Annotated in this window: 21 protein-coding genes, 1 tRNA gene and 1 pseudogene; 10 read left to right on the forward strand and 13 right to left on the reverse strand. The window is 58.1% G+C overall.

Going from position 1 to position 14,215, the window contains the following annotated elements; translation table 11 throughout:
- Positions 1-19: 19 nt before the first annotated feature.
- A complete protein-coding gene (locus QSV36_RS15780) occupies positions 20-331 on the reverse strand; it encodes a pyocin activator PrtN family protein (RefSeq protein ID WP_289133082.1) in 312 nt (103 codons plus the stop codon).
- A 530-nt stretch (positions 332-861) separates the two neighbouring features.
- Here QSV36_RS15780 and QSV36_RS15785 point away from each other — a divergent pair.
- A complete protein-coding gene (locus tag QSV36_RS15785; protein ID WP_289133084.1) occupies positions 862-1,311 on the forward strand; it encodes a hypothetical protein in 450 nt (149 codons plus the stop codon).
- A 198-nt stretch (positions 1,312-1,509) separates the two neighbouring features.
- Here the strand turns inward: QSV36_RS15785 and QSV36_RS15790 are convergent, their stop codons facing one another.
- The 4 genes from QSV36_RS15790 to QSV36_RS15805 are packed head-to-tail and all read right to left on the reverse strand — an operon-like array spanning position 1,510 to position 2,550.
- A complete protein-coding gene (locus QSV36_RS15790; protein WP_353853245.1) occupies positions 1,510-1,728 on the reverse strand; it encodes a hypothetical protein in 219 nt (72 codons plus the stop codon).
- Entirely contained in the window at positions 1,728-1,973 is a 246-nt protein-coding gene (locus QSV36_RS15795) for a hypothetical protein (RefSeq protein WP_289133089.1), read from the reverse strand. The genes QSV36_RS15790 and QSV36_RS15795 overlap by 1 nt, the downstream gene beginning before the upstream one ends.
- Positions 1,974-1,986: 13 nt before the next feature.
- Positions 1,987-2,166 (reverse strand): YebO family protein, encoded by a 180-nt coding sequence (locus tag QSV36_RS15800; RefSeq protein ID WP_289133092.1) that lies wholly within the window; start codon positions 2,164-2,166, stop codon positions 1,987-1,989.
- A gap of 60 nt (positions 2,167-2,226) precedes the next feature.
- Complete coding sequence (locus QSV36_RS15805) at positions 2,227-2,550, reverse strand: phage holin, lambda family (protein WP_289133095.1); 324 nt, start codon at positions 2,548-2,550, stop codon at positions 2,227-2,229.
- Between the two features lie 129 nt (positions 2,551-2,679).
- On the opposite strand from QSV36_RS15805, the gene QSV36_RS15810 reads away from it, so the two are divergent.
- On the forward strand, positions 2,680-2,928 hold the full coding sequence (locus QSV36_RS15810; RefSeq protein WP_289133097.1) for a hypothetical protein: 249 nt from the start codon (positions 2,680-2,682) through the stop codon (positions 2,926-2,928).
- A gap of 78 nt (positions 2,929-3,006) precedes the next feature.
- On the opposite strand, the gene QSV36_RS15815 is transcribed toward QSV36_RS15810, so the two are convergent.
- Positions 3,007-3,513: a PH domain-containing protein gene (locus QSV36_RS15815; RefSeq protein WP_289133099.1), complete on the reverse strand. Its 507-nt coding sequence runs from the start codon at positions 3,511-3,513 to the stop codon at positions 3,007-3,009.
- Between the two features lie 333 nt (positions 3,514-3,846).
- On the opposite strand from QSV36_RS15815, the gene QSV36_RS15820 reads away from it, so the two are divergent.
- Positions 3,847-4,089 carry a hypothetical protein gene (locus QSV36_RS15820; RefSeq protein WP_289133101.1) on the forward strand — a complete coding sequence of 81 codons (243 nt, stop codon included), beginning with the start codon at positions 3,847-3,849 and terminating at the stop codon, positions 4,087-4,089.
- Positions 4,090-4,360: 271 nt separating this feature from the next.
- Here QSV36_RS15820 and QSV36_RS15825 read toward each other — a convergent pair whose 3' ends face one another.
- The 3 genes and pseudogenes from QSV36_RS15825 to QSV36_RS15835 all read right to left on the reverse strand — a co-directional run.
- On the reverse strand, positions 4,361-4,678 hold the full coding sequence (locus QSV36_RS15825; RefSeq protein WP_289133104.1) for an FxLYD domain-containing protein: 318 nt from the start codon (positions 4,676-4,678) through the stop codon (positions 4,361-4,363).
- Positions 4,679-4,858: 180 nt separating this feature from the next.
- Positions 4,859-5,773 (reverse strand): hypothetical protein, encoded by a 915-nt coding sequence (locus QSV36_RS15830; RefSeq protein WP_289133106.1) that lies wholly within the window; start codon positions 5,771-5,773, stop codon positions 4,859-4,861.
- A gap of 174 nt (positions 5,774-5,947) precedes the next feature.
- Positions 5,948-6,208: pseudogene (locus QSV36_RS15835) on the reverse strand (antiterminator Q family protein); the annotation flags it as partial.
- A gap of 155 nt (positions 6,209-6,363) precedes the next feature.
- On the opposite strand from QSV36_RS15835, the gene QSV36_RS15840 reads away from it, so the two are divergent.
- Both QSV36_RS15840 and QSV36_RS15845 read left to right on the forward strand, forming a co-directional pair.
- Positions 6,364-6,609 (forward strand): DUF4224 domain-containing protein, encoded by a 246-nt coding sequence (locus tag QSV36_RS15840; RefSeq protein WP_289133108.1) that lies wholly within the window; start codon positions 6,364-6,366, stop codon positions 6,607-6,609.
- A 1-nt stretch (position 6,610) separates the two neighbouring features.
- Positions 6,611-7,660, forward strand: a complete 1,050-nt coding sequence (locus QSV36_RS15845; RefSeq protein WP_289133111.1) for a tyrosine-type recombinase/integrase — start codon at positions 6,611-6,613, stop codon at positions 7,658-7,660.
- Positions 7,661-7,760: 100 nt separating this feature from the next.
- Here QSV36_RS15845 and QSV36_RS15850 read toward each other — a convergent pair.
- Positions 7,761-7,834, reverse strand: a tRNA-Cys gene (locus tag QSV36_RS15850).
- 154 nt (positions 7,835-7,988) lie between these two features.
- Positions 7,989-9,014 (reverse strand): protease SohB, encoded by a 1,026-nt coding sequence (sohB, locus tag QSV36_RS15855; protein ID WP_289133113.1) that lies wholly within the window; start codon positions 9,012-9,014, stop codon positions 7,989-7,991.
- A 197-nt stretch (positions 9,015-9,211) separates the two neighbouring features.
- Between sohB and QSV36_RS15860 the strand changes: the two genes are divergently transcribed.
- The 4 genes from QSV36_RS15860 to QSV36_RS15875 all read left to right on the forward strand — a co-directional run bounded on the left by QSV36_RS15860 (position 9,212) and on the right by QSV36_RS15875 (position 12,404).
- A complete protein-coding gene (locus QSV36_RS15860) occupies positions 9,212-9,922 on the forward strand; it encodes a histidine phosphatase family protein (protein ID WP_289133115.1) in 711 nt (236 codons plus the stop codon).
- A 56-nt stretch (positions 9,923-9,978) separates the two neighbouring features.
- Positions 9,979-10,296, forward strand: coding sequence for an SCP2 sterol-binding domain-containing protein (locus QSV36_RS15865; RefSeq protein WP_225778368.1), 318 nt, complete (start codon positions 9,979-9,981; stop codon positions 10,294-10,296).
- 236 nt (positions 10,297-10,532) lie between these two features.
- Positions 10,533-11,600, forward strand: a complete 1,068-nt coding sequence (locus QSV36_RS15870; RefSeq protein WP_289133118.1) for a phosphotransferase family protein — start codon at positions 10,533-10,535, stop codon at positions 11,598-11,600.
- Between the two features lie 36 nt (positions 11,601-11,636).
- Complete coding sequence (locus QSV36_RS15875) at positions 11,637-12,404, forward strand: SDR family oxidoreductase (protein WP_289133120.1); 768 nt, start codon at positions 11,637-11,639, stop codon at positions 12,402-12,404.
- Here the strand turns inward: QSV36_RS15875 and QSV36_RS15880 are convergent, their stop codons facing one another.
- Entirely contained in the window at positions 12,405-13,226 is an 822-nt protein-coding gene (locus tag QSV36_RS15880) for a class I SAM-dependent methyltransferase (protein WP_289133121.1), read from the reverse strand. It abuts the gene before it with no gap.
- 157 nt (positions 13,227-13,383) lie between these two features.
- A complete protein-coding gene (locus QSV36_RS15885; RefSeq protein ID WP_225778372.1) occupies positions 13,384-13,734 on the reverse strand; it encodes a hypothetical protein in 351 nt (116 codons plus the stop codon).
- A 114-nt stretch (positions 13,735-13,848) separates the two neighbouring features.
- On the opposite strand from QSV36_RS15885, the gene QSV36_RS15890 reads away from it, so the two are divergent.
- The gene (locus tag QSV36_RS15890) at positions 13,849-14,139 is read left to right on the forward strand and encodes an RcnB family protein (protein WP_289133122.1); all 291 of its coding nucleotides are present in this window, start codon (positions 13,849-13,851) and stop codon (positions 14,137-14,139) included.
- Positions 14,140-14,215 lie beyond the last annotated feature (76 nt).

A 14,215-nucleotide genomic window follows, 5' to 3' on the forward strand; every position in this document is an offset into this window, starting at 1 on the left:
CGGACTATCCTCAGCTTGGTCATCGCGAGAAGGATTCACAATCCTTGGCGCTCGCTGCAAGCACTGCACAGGGCTCGCGATGGCCACTCAGCATCTCTTTCGCTTCTGCGAGCTCAGCATCTATGTAAGCAGCAAGATCGTTGAGGTGCACCCCCCGAGCAGACTTTTGACTACACTCCATGGCCATGAGCGGGAGTACAATTTCACCACGAGCGATTTTTCGCTTCAGTTTTTCAGGGGTGAGCGAAGGAAAGAAGTCAGCGCAAACCCTCTCTAGTGGGATGACTGCTAGGCCGCCGTATAGGGCAAGCAACAGAAAATCGGTCCTCATGATCCATCATCTCTTTCGACGCACTAATTCAAGAGCCTTTTCGAACTCAGCTTGGGATTGCTAAGCACATTTTGGCTCAGCCACTTTGGCCGCGTAATCAGACTTCCTCCCAACCGAACTGTTTTTCTCAGACGAGTGCATAGCTATGTAGTTATCAGCCCACTCATCGAGCTCATACCGATCAAATCCCACACCCCTAGCACCAATAGGAAACTCTCGAACGAACGGCCGGACTGCCTTGTCGAACTCCGCTCTGCACATACCGAGGTAACCAGGAGCCGCCCGGTACCTCAGGACACGCGGGAGGATCTGATGTTCCACTCGTCAGCAGCTCTGGAGCCCTAGTTTTATCGGAGGTGGACGAGCCGGGCTAGAGCATTCTGTCGGCGACGCAACATCACCATACCATTCGGGGGATTCATTTCCCCAGAGATCCCCCAGAATCTTTGATAGCATCACGACACTACACTGGGGGGGGCGAGAGTACCGCCCCTCCAATCGGGGCGAAAGGACTCTAGAAGGGGCCAGGCATGACCGGAAAACTCTTGACAAAAAAGGAAATGTTGTATTTCAAGCTGAGCGCCTACATCAGCAGTGAGAAAAATAAGAAAGCTGTTGCCGAACACAGGAAGCAGAGGTTCGAAGAAAAAACCGGTGAGCTGTATTCGTATGTCTGTGAATTTTTAGCAGATGCACCGGGAATTCAAGTGATTGTCACCGAGCCATTTCTTCAAGACACGGTCGCGAATGTTGGTAATCTTGAGCTCGATATCCTCGGTAAAAAGGTCGAGATTTCGCCGGCTTTGAGGGATGCAGAAATGGTCTTGGAGGTGAACGGCCTCATAAAGGGCGACCTGCATTTCGTACTAGGCGACGACTCAAAATGGCGCGCAGTGAAACAACCTTCGTACGGATGGAGCGCGGTGGATGATGACTTCTGGATCACCCATCTCTCAGCTCTCGTGCCGACGAATCAATAGAATTAGCACATCTGGTACTGCAGCAGTAGTGTGAAAAATCGACTTCAGGCCGCGCCGTTAGCGGCCTATGCGTCGAGCATGTCTAATATGCATTGGCGAGTTTGGGCGACTTTCGCTCAGTAAAACCGAGAAGTTTCTGAACGGTTTTAGACAGCCGACAGCACCATCCTCCGGCGTTCTGCCGACCTACATTCCCTTTCAGATTGGCACCTCGCCCAGCCCCTCATGCTCGAGCGCCCATAGCCGCGCTGCCTCGGCGAATTCCAGCATCTCGGCCAGCTCCCCGTCGCCCACCTGGTTACGGCGACGAGCGGAAAAAGCCATCTCACAAAGAACGGCAGCTCGCCCGTCCGGATCGGTCACCAGAGCGCTTTGGTCATTCAGTTCGGCCAACCAGGCCAGAGGTAGCCCGTCCATCATTCCAACCTGCACCACCACGACTGCGCATACAGCGTGCCGTCGACCTCTTCGACACCGTTGATGTTGATCCCGAGCTGGGCCATGCCATTGACCTTTGCATCGTGCAGGCGTGGGACGATGTCATCGCTGGGTGTCGGGTTGAACACCCACGCCTGGGTCGACTCCCGACCCAGCGACTCGCTGTAGTGGTCGCCGATGTGGATGTCGGCCGGTGCAGAGCACGACAGCCCTGGGCTCGACATGGTCGCTGAGGTCTCAACGGCATGGCGCGCCACTCAGGTAGGTCTGCGGTGGCGCATCAGGATCGACACCGCCTTCATCCGCCAGGGCTTCGATAAGTGCCAGGTTCTGGGTTGCGATCTGCTCGAGCAGGCTTGTCTGCTTCTTCTGCTCTTCCAGCATCTGTTCCAGTAACAAGATTACGGGCTCGCTCATACGCCACCTTTGTCCATTTGTTGATCCACTCGCGCCGGGCGGAGCATCCACTACAGGCCATCAGCCTTGAGCCTTGCGAGACAGGAATAGGTCGGAGTAGCCGCGAAGCTTCTCCACACCCATGAAGCCGACTATGCCGCCGGCGAAGGTGGCCATGCCTTGCGGCAGGCCCATCCATTCGAGCAGCGGCACCAGGGCGAGGGTGATGAGGCCGCACAGGGCACCCTCTAAGAACATCTGCCGGCGGGTGCCGCCGCCATACACCACCCGGAGCGCAGCAATCGCGACCGACAGGCCAGCGGCATACAGCTGAGGCTGGTGAGCCAGCACCCATGCGAGCACAGCGGCCCACAGGCCAGGATCCTTCTCGGGCATGTTTGGCATCTCGGGAATCCCTCTGTAGAGGGCTTAGGAAAATAGATAGCAACTCCAGACCAAAACACGATGGATCCAAAGTTAACGGCGTGCTAATAGGATGAAGTGGCAATCAGCCACTTAACTGGAGCAGTAGAAATGGTTTGGAGCAGTAACGACAACAAGAAGTACCGGGGAAAGATCGACCGGATTTTTGTCTCTCTTACCGAATCTTGGGAGGTCGAGTACTTCATCGACCACTACCTCAAGACGAGAAACTGCACCTTGTCCGACGATAATCGGAGCAAGGTAGCGCACAAGCTTGAGGGCGTTCCAGGAAGGGCACCGCATAAGCGTGAAGATGTGAACGCATGGCTGGATAAGGAGTGGAACTTAAAGGCCGTATAACGAAAAAGCCCGGCGAATATGCCGGGCTTTTTTGCCTCATCCCTCAACACGCGCTGGAATGACGAACGGATGACAGCATTAGAGCCGGGCGAGCAGCTCAGCCTTCTTCTTAGAAAACTCTTCCTCTGTCAGCACTCCATCAGATTTCAGGTCCGCCAGCTTACTCAAAGCGACCATTAGATCGTTTACTACCTCTGGCGCGCTCGCCGCAGCAATGGGTGCTCCAGCATGCCCGCGACCAGCCTCAATGGCTTCAACTAGCGCCTGATCCTGCTCTTTCTTAAAGGACTTGAACTCGAGCGAGTCATGTGAGGTGTGCATGCGAATTGTGCGATGCCCCATGAATGACGTCCGCTCGATTGAGGTGATCGACTTCAGCGGAATGCTCTCGTTCACCTCCCCAAATATGCCAGCACGATAGAAGACTACCCGGGATCCGGTTACAAGCAGAACGCCGTTTTTCTGAGCGTTCTTACCAGAGCCCATCATCTCGCCAATGTAGCCATCGCCCCATGCTTCGATTTGCTCTGCGGACTGCAGGTGCTTATCCCTGAATTTCCTGACGTGTTTTGGTTCCGTGGCCATCTTCGTCTCCTTGTGTTCGGCTCTGTTCACGATCATATCCAAGGACTAAACGGTGCGCCATCCAATAGCCATCACGACACCTATTTCTAACACTGGATCGTAGAATGCGGACGGATGCCTGGTGCATCCCCGACTGATGGTCTGGACTGCGGGGCCACGCACTCCAGACTCACCTCGTAGCCGATCAGCACACGGCTCAGATCCACGCCACTACCGACGTAGCGCAGTAGCCTGGGCGTGTCACCTGCACAAAAAACATGGACGGATAACCAGCTACGCCCATTGACGGCAAATAGCTACTATCAAGCACCCAGTTCACGAAAGAGAGTTTCCATGCAGGTAGACATCTATCGGGATCAAGACCGCATTCTCATTGTTGAGGATGGAAAAGGAATCCCAAGAATCAGCGGAGCCGGATCTGTATTCCTAGACGGCCTAACTTTCGAGCGAAGAGTTGCGATCGAAAGCCTACCTACCGGACTTAAGCAAGCAGAGGTCCTGCAATCATTGCGGGATAAAGGTTTCTACGCCGCTCGACAGCAGGCAACCCTTACCGAAGTCGAAATTCAGGGCTGAGTAGGCAAAACCCCAGAGCGAAATACCTGGATTTTATCTTTGTCGCGTTGCTTGCAAGCTGGACACACTGCGAGGAAAGCAGGCGCCTACCCTCAGTCCGTAGAAGCCGCCCGAGAAGCACGCGTGAGTTGCGAGTTCATCAACTGCCGGCGTTCTTGGTCATGCAGGACTATCGGCTACACCGCGTCCAGGCCCCCCGACGGCCCACCCTGACTGTGGCTTCTCTACACACAAAAAGCCCCGCACTTGGCGGGGCCCTCACATTCTCAGCCTACTTTACATCTACGTCGCCAAGCTTCGCCTCGTTGAACGGAACTGTGGTTGGCGCTGCAAACTTCCAGGTCTCACCTGGGCCGATGTCTTGCCCGGCAGCCATGGTGTTGCCCACGACATTCCCCTCTGTGTCGTACAGCTTGAACTTCACAAACACATTGGAAAGGGTGCCATTCGTGGTGTTTCGAGCAAGTCCCATGACAGCTGGGTAGCCAGCAGGAGCCTTTCCTGTATGAAGGTCAGATACCTCCACTCGCCAGTCTGCATTGGCTGCGGTGGACAGGATGAGTGCGGCTATAGCTAGGATCTTACGCATCAGTGAGGCTCTCAGAAATGACGAAAGCCTCTATCTTGAGCACTTAGAGCGTGATGTCAATGTAGTGGCGATAAAAATTTTACAGATCACATCTGCTGACTTCACCCATCTGCCTGGGCGCGTCATCCACATAAACGAAAAAGCCCAGCACTGGGCTGAGCTGGGCTTTTCGAAGGAGTGCTAATAAATTCTTTGAATCAAAACGCTTTTAGGAATCATCGATCCTTTGTTGAAGTCTTGTGCGTAGGTCACAATGACATCAGCAAACACGCTTTCTTCCCTCGCCGCTTTGCCGGGCGCCATGCCGTCTGCAAAGTATAGCGGTAGGCGCTTTTCCGCCGCGACCGTAGGGAGAATTGCCTTCCAACCGGACTCGACTTTGTCCCGATCCAAGACCTTGATCACTACCTCAGTCTTCTCGTAGCGATGCTCTACATCTCGGACACGGAAATCTGGTTGCGCTGGAGCATCTGTAGCTGCTTCGTGGGAGAACGCAATTCCCGACTCTTTATCCTTGCCAAGGTAGAGTCCACCACCATTTTCGCCAGCTGCAGGACTGACAAAATTCAAAGCTGCCGCCACTACCTTTTTCTTGTCGCCAGTCATGGAGGCGTCAATTGCCTTTTTGAGACGTTCGGCCGGAACGCCTGTAGCGTCCGCACCGATATTGATGATGACGTTATGGTTCGCCTGGATACTGGGGGTATCAGTCTTCGTGAACGTGTCGTATGCGGTAATGGCTTGGCTGGCAATGAGCAAAACAGCTAGCGATGCCAACCCGCCCAAAGCCGCAACTTTCGTCGCCTGTCCCATTTTGGTTCCCCTCAGCCAGGCTTTGAACTTCGCCTTGTCCTCTTCCGATAGAAAGGAGATAGACATCTCCAGGAGCTCTTTGAGGCTTCCAGACTCGATTTTTTCCACTTTGAGGGAATGTAAATCGATCTTAGTTCCACTCAGCTCACCAAGGAGTAATGGAACCTTAGCCGCGAGCTTTTCCAATGCAAGCAGCGACTTCACGATCTCGTCAATCGGTACCGGAAGCTTGCTTTCGTAGTAGAACGCTAAGGGGAAGGTGTAGGTAATCTGGTCGGCCAAAACGTCGCTCTCCCTGCAGGAGGCGAAAATGTACAGATACCAGAAGCAAAATGCCATCGCATCCGACAAAAACGAAAACCCCAGCGCGATGGCCGGGGTTTATCAGTGTGGTGCCGTTGCAAGCTGGACACGCTGCTATGAAAACAGGGTGTTTATCCGCCCGCATAGATATTTTTACGCTGCCTCTCGAATTTCTTCGAGTGCGCAGTCAATCCATGCAACGCCTGCCTTGATGATCTCCCGGGCCTTGCGCTCGGACATGCCTGCTTCCCTTCCGACTCGCATGGCTGGGTGCTTTGATCCGTAGTAGGCCCATACGAAGTCTCCCATCTGCTGATTGTGCTTGGTCAGCCTGGCCACGGCTCCATCGATTATCAGCGCCAGGTCGTCGGTGATGACATGCTGCCGAGCACCGCCCTCGCTGGGTACGTTGTCCATCTAAGGGGGTTGCCCATGACCAAGCTCCACTCACCCTCGACGCCTGAACCAGTTCGCTCCAACAGCTCAAGGGCCAAGGCATCGACTGCAACGTCTACTACCACCTCGACTGAATACCAGCCTGCCGCCACTGGCGGTGTGGAGACCATTCCATGGAAAACGAGATCCTTTCGGACGAAGAGCTGGTGGCCATCACCGGCTACAAGCCACGGGCGTGGCAGCGCCGTTGGCTGACAGAAAAAGGTTGGCACTTCGTCGAGAGCCGCGGCGGCCGGCCACTAGTAGGCCGCCAATACGCCCGCCAGAAGCTCAGCGGCGTAGTGATCGACACCGTTCCAGTCACTGCAGCCCCGCCACCGGCGCCAGCCTGGACCCCTGATTTTTCCCGAGTGAAATGAAATGCGTCCAAGGAAGACCGAGAATCGCGACCTGCCGCCAGGCATGTATCGACGCAAGAGAACAAAAGCCAATGGCAAGGTGTGGGAGGCGCTGTACTACAGAGACAAGTCAGGCAAGGACATCTTCCTCGGCAATGACTTGGTGAAGGCCAAGCTGAAGTGGGCGGAACTGGAGGCCAAGTCGGTACCGAAAGAGCTGACCACGATGAAGGGGATCTTCGACGAGTACCTAATGAAGATCATCCCAGGCAAGGCCGCCAGGACCCAAAAGGACAATATCTACGAGCTCAAGCAGCTGCGAACCGTGTTTGACTCGGCGCCAATCGATGCCATCACGCCGGCGATGATCGCGCAATACCGCGATTCGCGGTCGGCCAAGACCAGGGCAAACAGAGAGATTGCCTTGCTCTCCCATGTGTTCAACACGGCAAGGGAATGGGGTCTGACCACCAGGGACAACCCGTGCCTGGGCGTAAGGAAGAACAAGGAAAAGCCGCGCGACTTCTATGCCAATGAAACGGTGTGGCAAGCGGTATACGAGGAGGCTCCACCAGAGCTCAAGGATGCGATGGACCTGGCGTACCTGACTGGCCAGCGGCCGTCAGACGTGCTGTCCATGCGGAAGGACGATATGGAGGGAATTTACCTGATGGTCAGCCAAGGCAAGACCGGCAAGCGATTGAGGATCGTCTTGGAAGCGGACGGGGTGAAGAACAGTCTGGGCCAACTGCTCGAGCGAATCATACGCAGGACCAGCGAGCACCTGTCGCCGTTCTTCATCCTCAATGAGCACGGTAAGCGCATGAGCTGGCCGATGCTGCGCAACCGGTGGGCAGACGTCCTAGAGGCGGCCAGGGTGAAAGCTGAAGTTGAGAAAAGGCCAGACCTCGCCAACCGAATCGCCCAGTTTCAGTTCCGCGATATCCGACCCAAGGCTGCCTCGGAAATCAACGACCTGAACGATGCGAGCGTGCTGCTGGGGCACTCGAAAGAGGGAATCACACAACGTGTTTACCGGCGCGTCGGAGCCATTGCCAAGCCTTCAAAATGAGGAAGTTTTGGGACTGGTTGTTATTTGTTTTGGGACTTCGGTATTTTCTGGCGCACAAAGAAAAACCCCGCAGACGTTAATCTGCGGGGCTTTCGAATGGTGGAGGCCGAGGTCGGAATCGAACCGGCGTAGACGGATTTGCAATCCGGAGCATAACCACTTTGCTACTCGGCCTCAAAGTTCGGATCTAGCGGCTTACGCTTCGCTATCTCCTTGAAACGCTGAACCTTTTTCAAAGTTTGCTGCGTTTCGATGGGCGCCATTATGTCTGCATTCGTTTAACCTTGCAACCCCCAGAACGAAAAAAAATTTCAACGGGTTCAAGGTGTTAGCGCAGGCGGCCGAGTTTACTCCATAACCCCACCACGGTGTTCTCCACCGTGCCGCTGGCAGCCATGCCGATGCGCTCCTGCAGGCTCTTGCGTTCGGCATAGTGCAAGTGGAACAGGTTGGCCGTGCGCGCACGCTCGCTGAGGTATTCGTCGCTGGTCTGCAACTCGTCCACCAGCTTGCGGTTGAGTGCCGCGACGCCCAGCCAGACTTCGCCGGTGGCCACTTCGTCGATGTGCAACTGCGGGCGATAACGGGCGACGAAATCCTTGAACAGCTGGTGGGTGATGTCCAGGTCTTCCTGGAACTTCTCCCGCCCCTTCTCGGTGTTCTCGCCGAACACGGTCAGGGTGCGCTTGTACTCACCGGCGGTCAGCACTTCGAAATCGATGTCGTGCTTTTTCAGCAGCCGGTTGACGTTGGGCAACTGCGCCACCACGCCGATGGAGCCCAGCACGGCGAACGGTGCGCTGACAATCTTCTCACCGATACACGCCATCATGTAACCGCCGCTGGCGGCCACCTTGTCGATGCACACGGTCAACGGGATGCCGGCCTGGCGGATGCGCGCCAGTTGCGAGGCGGCCAGGCCGTAGCTGTGGACCAGGCCGCCACCACTTTCCAGGCGCAGTACCACTTCGTCCTGCGGGGTGGCCAGGGTCAGCAGCGCGGTGATTTCGTTGCGCAGGCTTTCGGTGGCGGAGGCTTTGATGTCACCGTCGAAGTCCAGGACGAAGACCCGGCCCTTTTCCTCGGCCTTGCCTTTCTTCTTCTGCTGCTGTTTTTCCGCCTTGGCCTGCTGCTTGCGCAACGCCTTGAGTTGGGCCTTGTCGAGCAGGCCGGACTCCAGGCGCTCACGCAGCTCCTTGTAAAATTCGTTCAGGCGGGTGACCTGCAATTGCCCGCCCGGTTTACGCCGCCCTTTGCCACGCAGCCCGGCAATGGCCGACAGCACCACCAGGATGGCGATGACCAGGGTGGCGGTTTTGGCGAGAAAGCTTGCGTATTCGGCAAGAAACTCCACATTGACTCCTTAAATACCTGCGCCACAACGGCGCGTAACTGTAGCAAGCATACCGTTGCGCCTGAGGTGCTGCCAGCCGGTGCAAACGCTGGCAACATCTTTCAAACAACCTTTTCAAACGCTTGTATGTTTTTTCGTTGACAGCCCGTGTGCCGCATCCTAACCTCGCAGCAACCTCCAACAGGCCGGAACCTTCCGTGGGCAACCTCTACCTGATCCGACATGGCCAAGCCTCCTTCGGCGCCGAGGACTACGACGTCCTCTCACCCGTGGGTGTGCGGCAAAGCCAGGCGCTGGGCGAACACCTGGCCCAGCTCGGCGTGCGCCTTGACCGCTGCGTGGCAGGCGACCTGCGCCGCCAGCAGGATACCGCGCGCCTGGCATTGGCAGCCTTGCATGCCAGCGGTTGCCGGGTGCCGGCTGTTGAGACCGATGCCGCGTTCAATGAGTTCGACGCCGACGGCGTGATCCGCGCCCTGTTGCCCGGGCTGCTGCCGGACGAGCCTGACGCCCTGCACATCCTGCGTAATGGTGCACAGCATCGCAGCGAATTCCAGCGCCTGTTCGCACTGATGGTACAGCGCTGGTACGAGGGCGAGCATGCCGACGATGGCCTGGAAACCTGGCAGGCCTTCACCAGTCGGGTGCGCGATGGCCTGCACCGCGTACTCGATGGCGCCGCCGGCAGCGAGAATATCGCCATATTCACCTCGGGTGGCACCATTGCCGCCCTGCTCCACCTGGTTACCCGTATTACCCCCGGCCAGGCGTTCGCGCTGAACTGGCAGATCATCAACACGTCGCTCAGCCAGCTGAAGTTCCGCGGCCGCGACGTGGCACTGGCTTCCTTCAACAGCCAGGCCCATGTGCAGCTGTTGAAGGCGCCGGAGCTTGTCACCTACCGATGAGCCCGGCTTGTTGTGTCCCTGCGGGGACGTGTAAATCACTCTATAAGGAATGCGCCATGACCTCCGTAGCTGATGCCGTCAAAAAGATGCAAGAGAAGTTCAACCCATCCGCTGCCGCCGGCCTGGACCTGGTGTTCGGCTTCAACATCACCGACGAAGGCAAGCACTACGCGCTGATCGTCAAGGATGGCACCTGCGACCTGCAGGAAGGTGAAAACCCGGATGCCAACTGCACGCTGGTGATGGACAGCGAAACCCTGAAGGGTATCGTCAGCGGCGAAACCGACGGCATGCAGGCGTTCATGAGCGGCAAGCTGCGCGTTGAAGGCGACATGATGCTGTCGATGAAGCTCAGCGAGCTGTTCCCGTCCTGAGGGCTGGGGATACCGCCTGATCGAAAACCGAAGCCTGAATGGCTTCGGTTTTTTTTTGCCCTCGGCAGGCTGCGCTGGCTTTTTGTAGCAGCGCGCCAGGCGATCTGTGCAGCTCCATTAAGGCAGTTGATCGAGCAGCAACACCCCCACCTATTTGGCACTTGGCACGCTTGTTCCAACCTCATCAGCGCATTAGATTAGCCAATAGTCCTTGCGATCGAGAATAAGGAAAACGCATGACGCTCACCGACCAGTCCACCCAGGTACGCCCCGGCGAAGAACTCGACGCGGCCGTCATCGACCCTTACCTCAAGGCTAATATTCCCGGCCTGGACGGCCTGCCGCGCATCACCCAGTTCCCCGGCGGCGCCTCCAACCTCACCTACCTGGTCAGCTACCCGGGCCGCGACTTCGTGCTGCGCCGCCCGCCGTTCGGCCAGAAGGCCAAGTCGGCCCACGACATGGGCCGCGAATTCCGTATCCTCAACCAGCTGAACAGCGGCTTCCCGTATTGCCCCAAGGCCTACGTGCACTGCACCGACAGCAGCCTGATTGGCGGCGAGTTCTACGTCATGGAGCGTGTCAACGGCATCATCCTGCGCTCGGACATCCCGGCCGAACTGGACCTCGATGCTGCGCGCACCGAGGCCCTGTGCAAAAGCTTCATTGATCGCCTGGTAGAGCTGCACCAGGTTGACTACCACGCCTGCGGCCTTGCCGACCTCGGCAAGCCACAAGGCTACGTGCAGCGCCAGATAGAAGGCTGGACCAGCCGCTATGAAAAGGCCCTGACCGCGGACGCCCCGCGCTGGGAACAGGTGATCGCCTGGCTGCACGAAAAGATGCCTGCCGACCACCCACGCCCGGCCATCGTGCACAACGACTACCGTTTCGACAACGTGATCCTCGATGCCGCCAACCCCATGCGCATCATCGGTGTACTGGACTGGGAAATGGCCACCCTCGGCGACCCGCTGATGGACCTGGGCAACAGCCTGGCCTACTGGATCGAGGCCGACGACCCGGCGCCGGTGCAACTGATGCGCCGCCAGCCCAGTAACGCGCCGGGCATGCTCACCCGCCGCCAGTTCGTCGACTACTATGCCGAGCGCGCCGGCATCCGCCTGGACAACTTCGACTTCTACTATTGCTATGGCCTGTTCCGCCTGGCCGGCATCGTCCAGCAGATCTACTACCGCTATTACCACGGCCAGACCCAGGACAAGCGTTTCGCCCAGTTCATCCACATGAACAGCCTGCTGGAGCACATGACCCTGCAGGTCATTGCCAAGTCCAGCCTCTGAGCACCGACCTCGACGACGGATAACAAGGAAAACAGCATGTCCAAGACCCACCTGTTCGACCTCGACGGCAAGATCGCCTTCGTTTCCGGCGCCAGCCGCGGCATTGGCGAGGCGATTGCCCACCTGCTGGCGCAGCAGGGCGCCCATGTGATCGTGTCCAGCCGCAAGCTCGACGGCTGCCAGCAGGTCGCCGAGGCCATCATCGCCGCCGGGGGCAAGGCCACGGCTGTGGCTTGCCACATTGGCGAACTGGAGCAGATCCAGCAGGTGTTCGCCGGCATCCGCGAACAGTTCGGCCGGCTGGATATCCTGGTCAACAATGCGGCGACCAACCCGCAGTTCTGCAACGTGCTGGATACCGACCCGGGCGCCTTCCAGAAGACCGTGGACGTCAACATCCGTGGTTACTTCTTCATGTCGGTGGAGGCCGGCAAGCTGATGCGCGAACAAGGTGGCGGCAGCATCATCAACGTCGCCTCGATCAACGGGGTTTCGCCGGGCCTGTTCCAGGGCATCTATTCGGTGACCAAGGCGGCGGTCATCAACATGACCAAGGTCTTCGCCAAGGAATGCGCGCCCTTCGGCATCCGCTGCAACGCCCTGTTGCCGGGCCTCACCGATACCAAGTTCGCATCGGCACTGGTAAAGAACGATGCCATCCGCAACGCCGCGTTGCAGCAGATCCCGCTCAAGCGCGTGGCCGACCCTCAAGAGATGGCCGGTGCCGTGTTGTACCTGGCCAGCGATGCCTCCAGCTACACCACCGGCACGGCGCTCAATGTCGACGGGGGCTATCTGTCCTGATCAGGCTTTGATTGCCATCAGCGTATAACTCAGCGGCAGGCGTGCAGGCTGGTCACGCAAGCGCCACTCGCCATCGTTACCCTTGACCATCTGACCCGGCAACGCCTCCCACGGAATGCTCTGGTGCTCGACCAGGGCAGTCAATTGCAAGCCCTGGCCCAGCAAAGCGCTAATGACTTCACCCAGGCCATGGTTCCATTCGTGGGTTTCGCAGTGGGTGAGGCGCTGCTCGGTCTCGACGTAGGTCTGGTCGCTATACCATACCGTCGGTGCTTCCTGCTCGAAGTAGGGGTATTCCAGCTGCAGGCAATCCTGACGGTCTTCATTGACTGCCATCAGCATCGGGTGGCCGTCACGCAGGAGCAGGCGCCCGCCTGGTTTCAGCAATGCTGAGACGGTACGCGCCCACGGCTCGATACGCGGCAACCAGCAGAGCGCACCAATGCCGGTGTACACCAGATCGAAGGTACCGGCAGGCAACACCTCGTCGGCGGTGTAGACGTCGGCCTCGACATACGCAATCGAGGCAGCACAACGCTGAGCCAAAGCCCGCGCCTCGGCCAGCGATGCTGCGGAATAGTCCAGGCCACAGACCTTGGCGCCGAGGCGCGCCAGCGAGAGGGTGTCGGTGCCGATATGACACTGCAGGTGGACGGTATTGAGCCCATTGATATTGCCGAGCAGTGGCAGATCAAAGCGTACTGTTTCGGACAAGTGCCCAGAATGCAGGACAAACCGATCGATCTGGTAGTCCTTCGAGGCGGCGTGCAGCGGGGCGCGTTCGTCCCAGCTAGCGCGGTTAAGTAGCAGTGAGGTGTGCATGGTGCCTTCCTTGAGCCGTGTGGGCTCATGCTAGTCTCCACCAGGCCCACGGCGACACAACTACCTTGCGAAAAATTGTAAAGCTCACGCGGTCCCTGTGGGCGCGGATAAACTCGCACAGGGACTGGCGCCATACGTTCGGTCTGCTATCGGCTCGTTACAGGCAGGTCGCCGCCGCCGCCCGGCGCTGCAGCGCCACGCCGTCGTTGTTCTGCGCGTAGAAATCCACCCGTGCCCCACCCGCTTGTGGGTACACATCCACGAACGCTTCGGCTTCACGGGTATAAACCGTGAAGCCGCCCTGCTTGCGCGGTTCCAGGTAGCCGCTGGCGTCATCGCCGAACACCTTCTCCTCCTGCCAGCTGAACTGGATGCACTGGGCCACCAGTTCCGGCGCCTTGTGCGAGTCGAGCTGCGCGGTCGGCTTGCCGCCGCGGGCCGTTTCCATGGTTGCAGAAGCACAACCCACCAGCATCAGCGCCGCGGCCATCGGCAGAATCGCACGCATGTTCCATCCTCAGGGTTAAAAAAGAAGGCGACTCTAGCATTGGCAGGCATCGCGAGTGAATTGCCGGGCGCAAACCGCTGTCGCAGCTAAGACCTATCGTTACGAGGAATCGTCATGAAACTGCACTATCTGCTACTCGCCGCACTGCCCTGCCTGCCCCTGGCCGTCGGCGCCGCGCCGTCCAGCGAAGAAAGCATCACCGCCCCGGAAACCCACAACCGCGAGCTCAAGGTCGGCGACAAGGCGCCTGACCAGTACAAGCGCGATGACCAGGCCGTGAAGGACTGGAAAGGCCAAGGCCTGCCGGCACCGGAGAAGGAAAGCCACTGGGTGCGCATGGGCGATCACTACGTGCTGGTGCAGATCACCAACGGTGTCGTGCTGGCAATCCAGCCAGCGCGCTGAACCTGCCCGCATCAGGCCACGCAGCTCACGCTGGCACGGCAATTATTTTTGCCTGCCAGCGAAACCAAATGGAGCG

Origin of the sequence: Pseudomonas sp. BCRC 81390, from assembly GCF_030341915.1 — a bacterium.
Classification (GTDB): Bacteria; Pseudomonadota; Gammaproteobacteria; order Pseudomonadales; family Pseudomonadaceae; genus Aquipseudomonas.

Bases quoted from the DNA above. Each gene is read 5' to 3' on its own strand.
- QSV36_RS15780 (WP_289133082.1), bottom strand. From the start codon at position 331: ATGAGGACCGATTTTCTGTTGCTTGCCCTATACGGCGGCCTAGCAGTC.
- QSV36_RS15785 (WP_289133084.1), top strand. From the start codon at position 862: ATGACCGGAAAACTCTTGACAAAAAAGGAAATGTTGTATTTCAAGCTG.
- QSV36_RS15790 (WP_353853245.1), bottom strand. From the start codon at position 1,728: ATGGACGGGCTACCTCTGGCCTGGTTGGCCGAACTGAATGACCAAAGC.
- QSV36_RS15795 (WP_289133089.1), bottom strand. From the start codon at position 1,973: ATGTCGAGCCCAGGGCTGTCGTGCTCTGCACCGGCCGACATCCACATC.
- QSV36_RS15800 (WP_289133092.1), bottom strand. From the start codon at position 2,166: ATGAGCGAGCCCGTAATCTTGTTACTGGAACAGATGCTGGAAGAGCAG.
- QSV36_RS15805 (WP_289133095.1), bottom strand. From the start codon at position 2,550: ATGCCAAACATGCCCGAGAAGGATCCTGGCCTGTGGGCCGCTGTGCTC.
- QSV36_RS15810 (WP_289133097.1), top strand. From the start codon at position 2,680: ATGGTTTGGAGCAGTAACGACAACAAGAAGTACCGGGGAAAGATCGAC.
- QSV36_RS15815 (WP_289133099.1), bottom strand. From the start codon at position 3,513: ATGGCCACGGAACCAAAACACGTCAGGAAATTCAGGGATAAGCACCTG.
- QSV36_RS15820 (WP_289133101.1), top strand. From the start codon at position 3,847: ATGCAGGTAGACATCTATCGGGATCAAGACCGCATTCTCATTGTTGAG.
- QSV36_RS15825 (WP_289133104.1), bottom strand. From the start codon at position 4,678: ATGCGTAAGATCCTAGCTATAGCCGCACTCATCCTGTCCACCGCAGCC.
- QSV36_RS15840 (WP_289133108.1), top strand. From the start codon at position 6,364: ATGGAAAACGAGATCCTTTCGGACGAAGAGCTGGTGGCCATCACCGGC.
- QSV36_RS15845 (WP_289133111.1), top strand. From the start codon at position 6,611: ATGCGTCCAAGGAAGACCGAGAATCGCGACCTGCCGCCAGGCATGTAT.
- QSV36_RS15865 (WP_225778368.1), top strand. From the start codon at position 9,979: ATGACCTCCGTAGCTGATGCCGTCAAAAAGATGCAAGAGAAGTTCAAC.
- QSV36_RS15870 (WP_289133118.1), top strand. From the start codon at position 10,533: ATGACGCTCACCGACCAGTCCACCCAGGTACGCCCCGGCGAAGAACTC.
- QSV36_RS15875 (WP_289133120.1), top strand. From the start codon at position 11,637: ATGTCCAAGACCCACCTGTTCGACCTCGACGGCAAGATCGCCTTCGTT.
- QSV36_RS15880 (WP_289133121.1), bottom strand. From the start codon at position 13,226: ATGCACACCTCACTGCTACTTAACCGCGCTAGCTGGGACGAACGCGCC.
- QSV36_RS15885 (WP_225778372.1), bottom strand. From the start codon at position 13,734: ATGCGTGCGATTCTGCCGATGGCCGCGGCGCTGATGCTGGTGGGTTGT.
- QSV36_RS15890 (WP_289133122.1), top strand. From the start codon at position 13,849: ATGAAACTGCACTATCTGCTACTCGCCGCACTGCCCTGCCTGCCCCTG.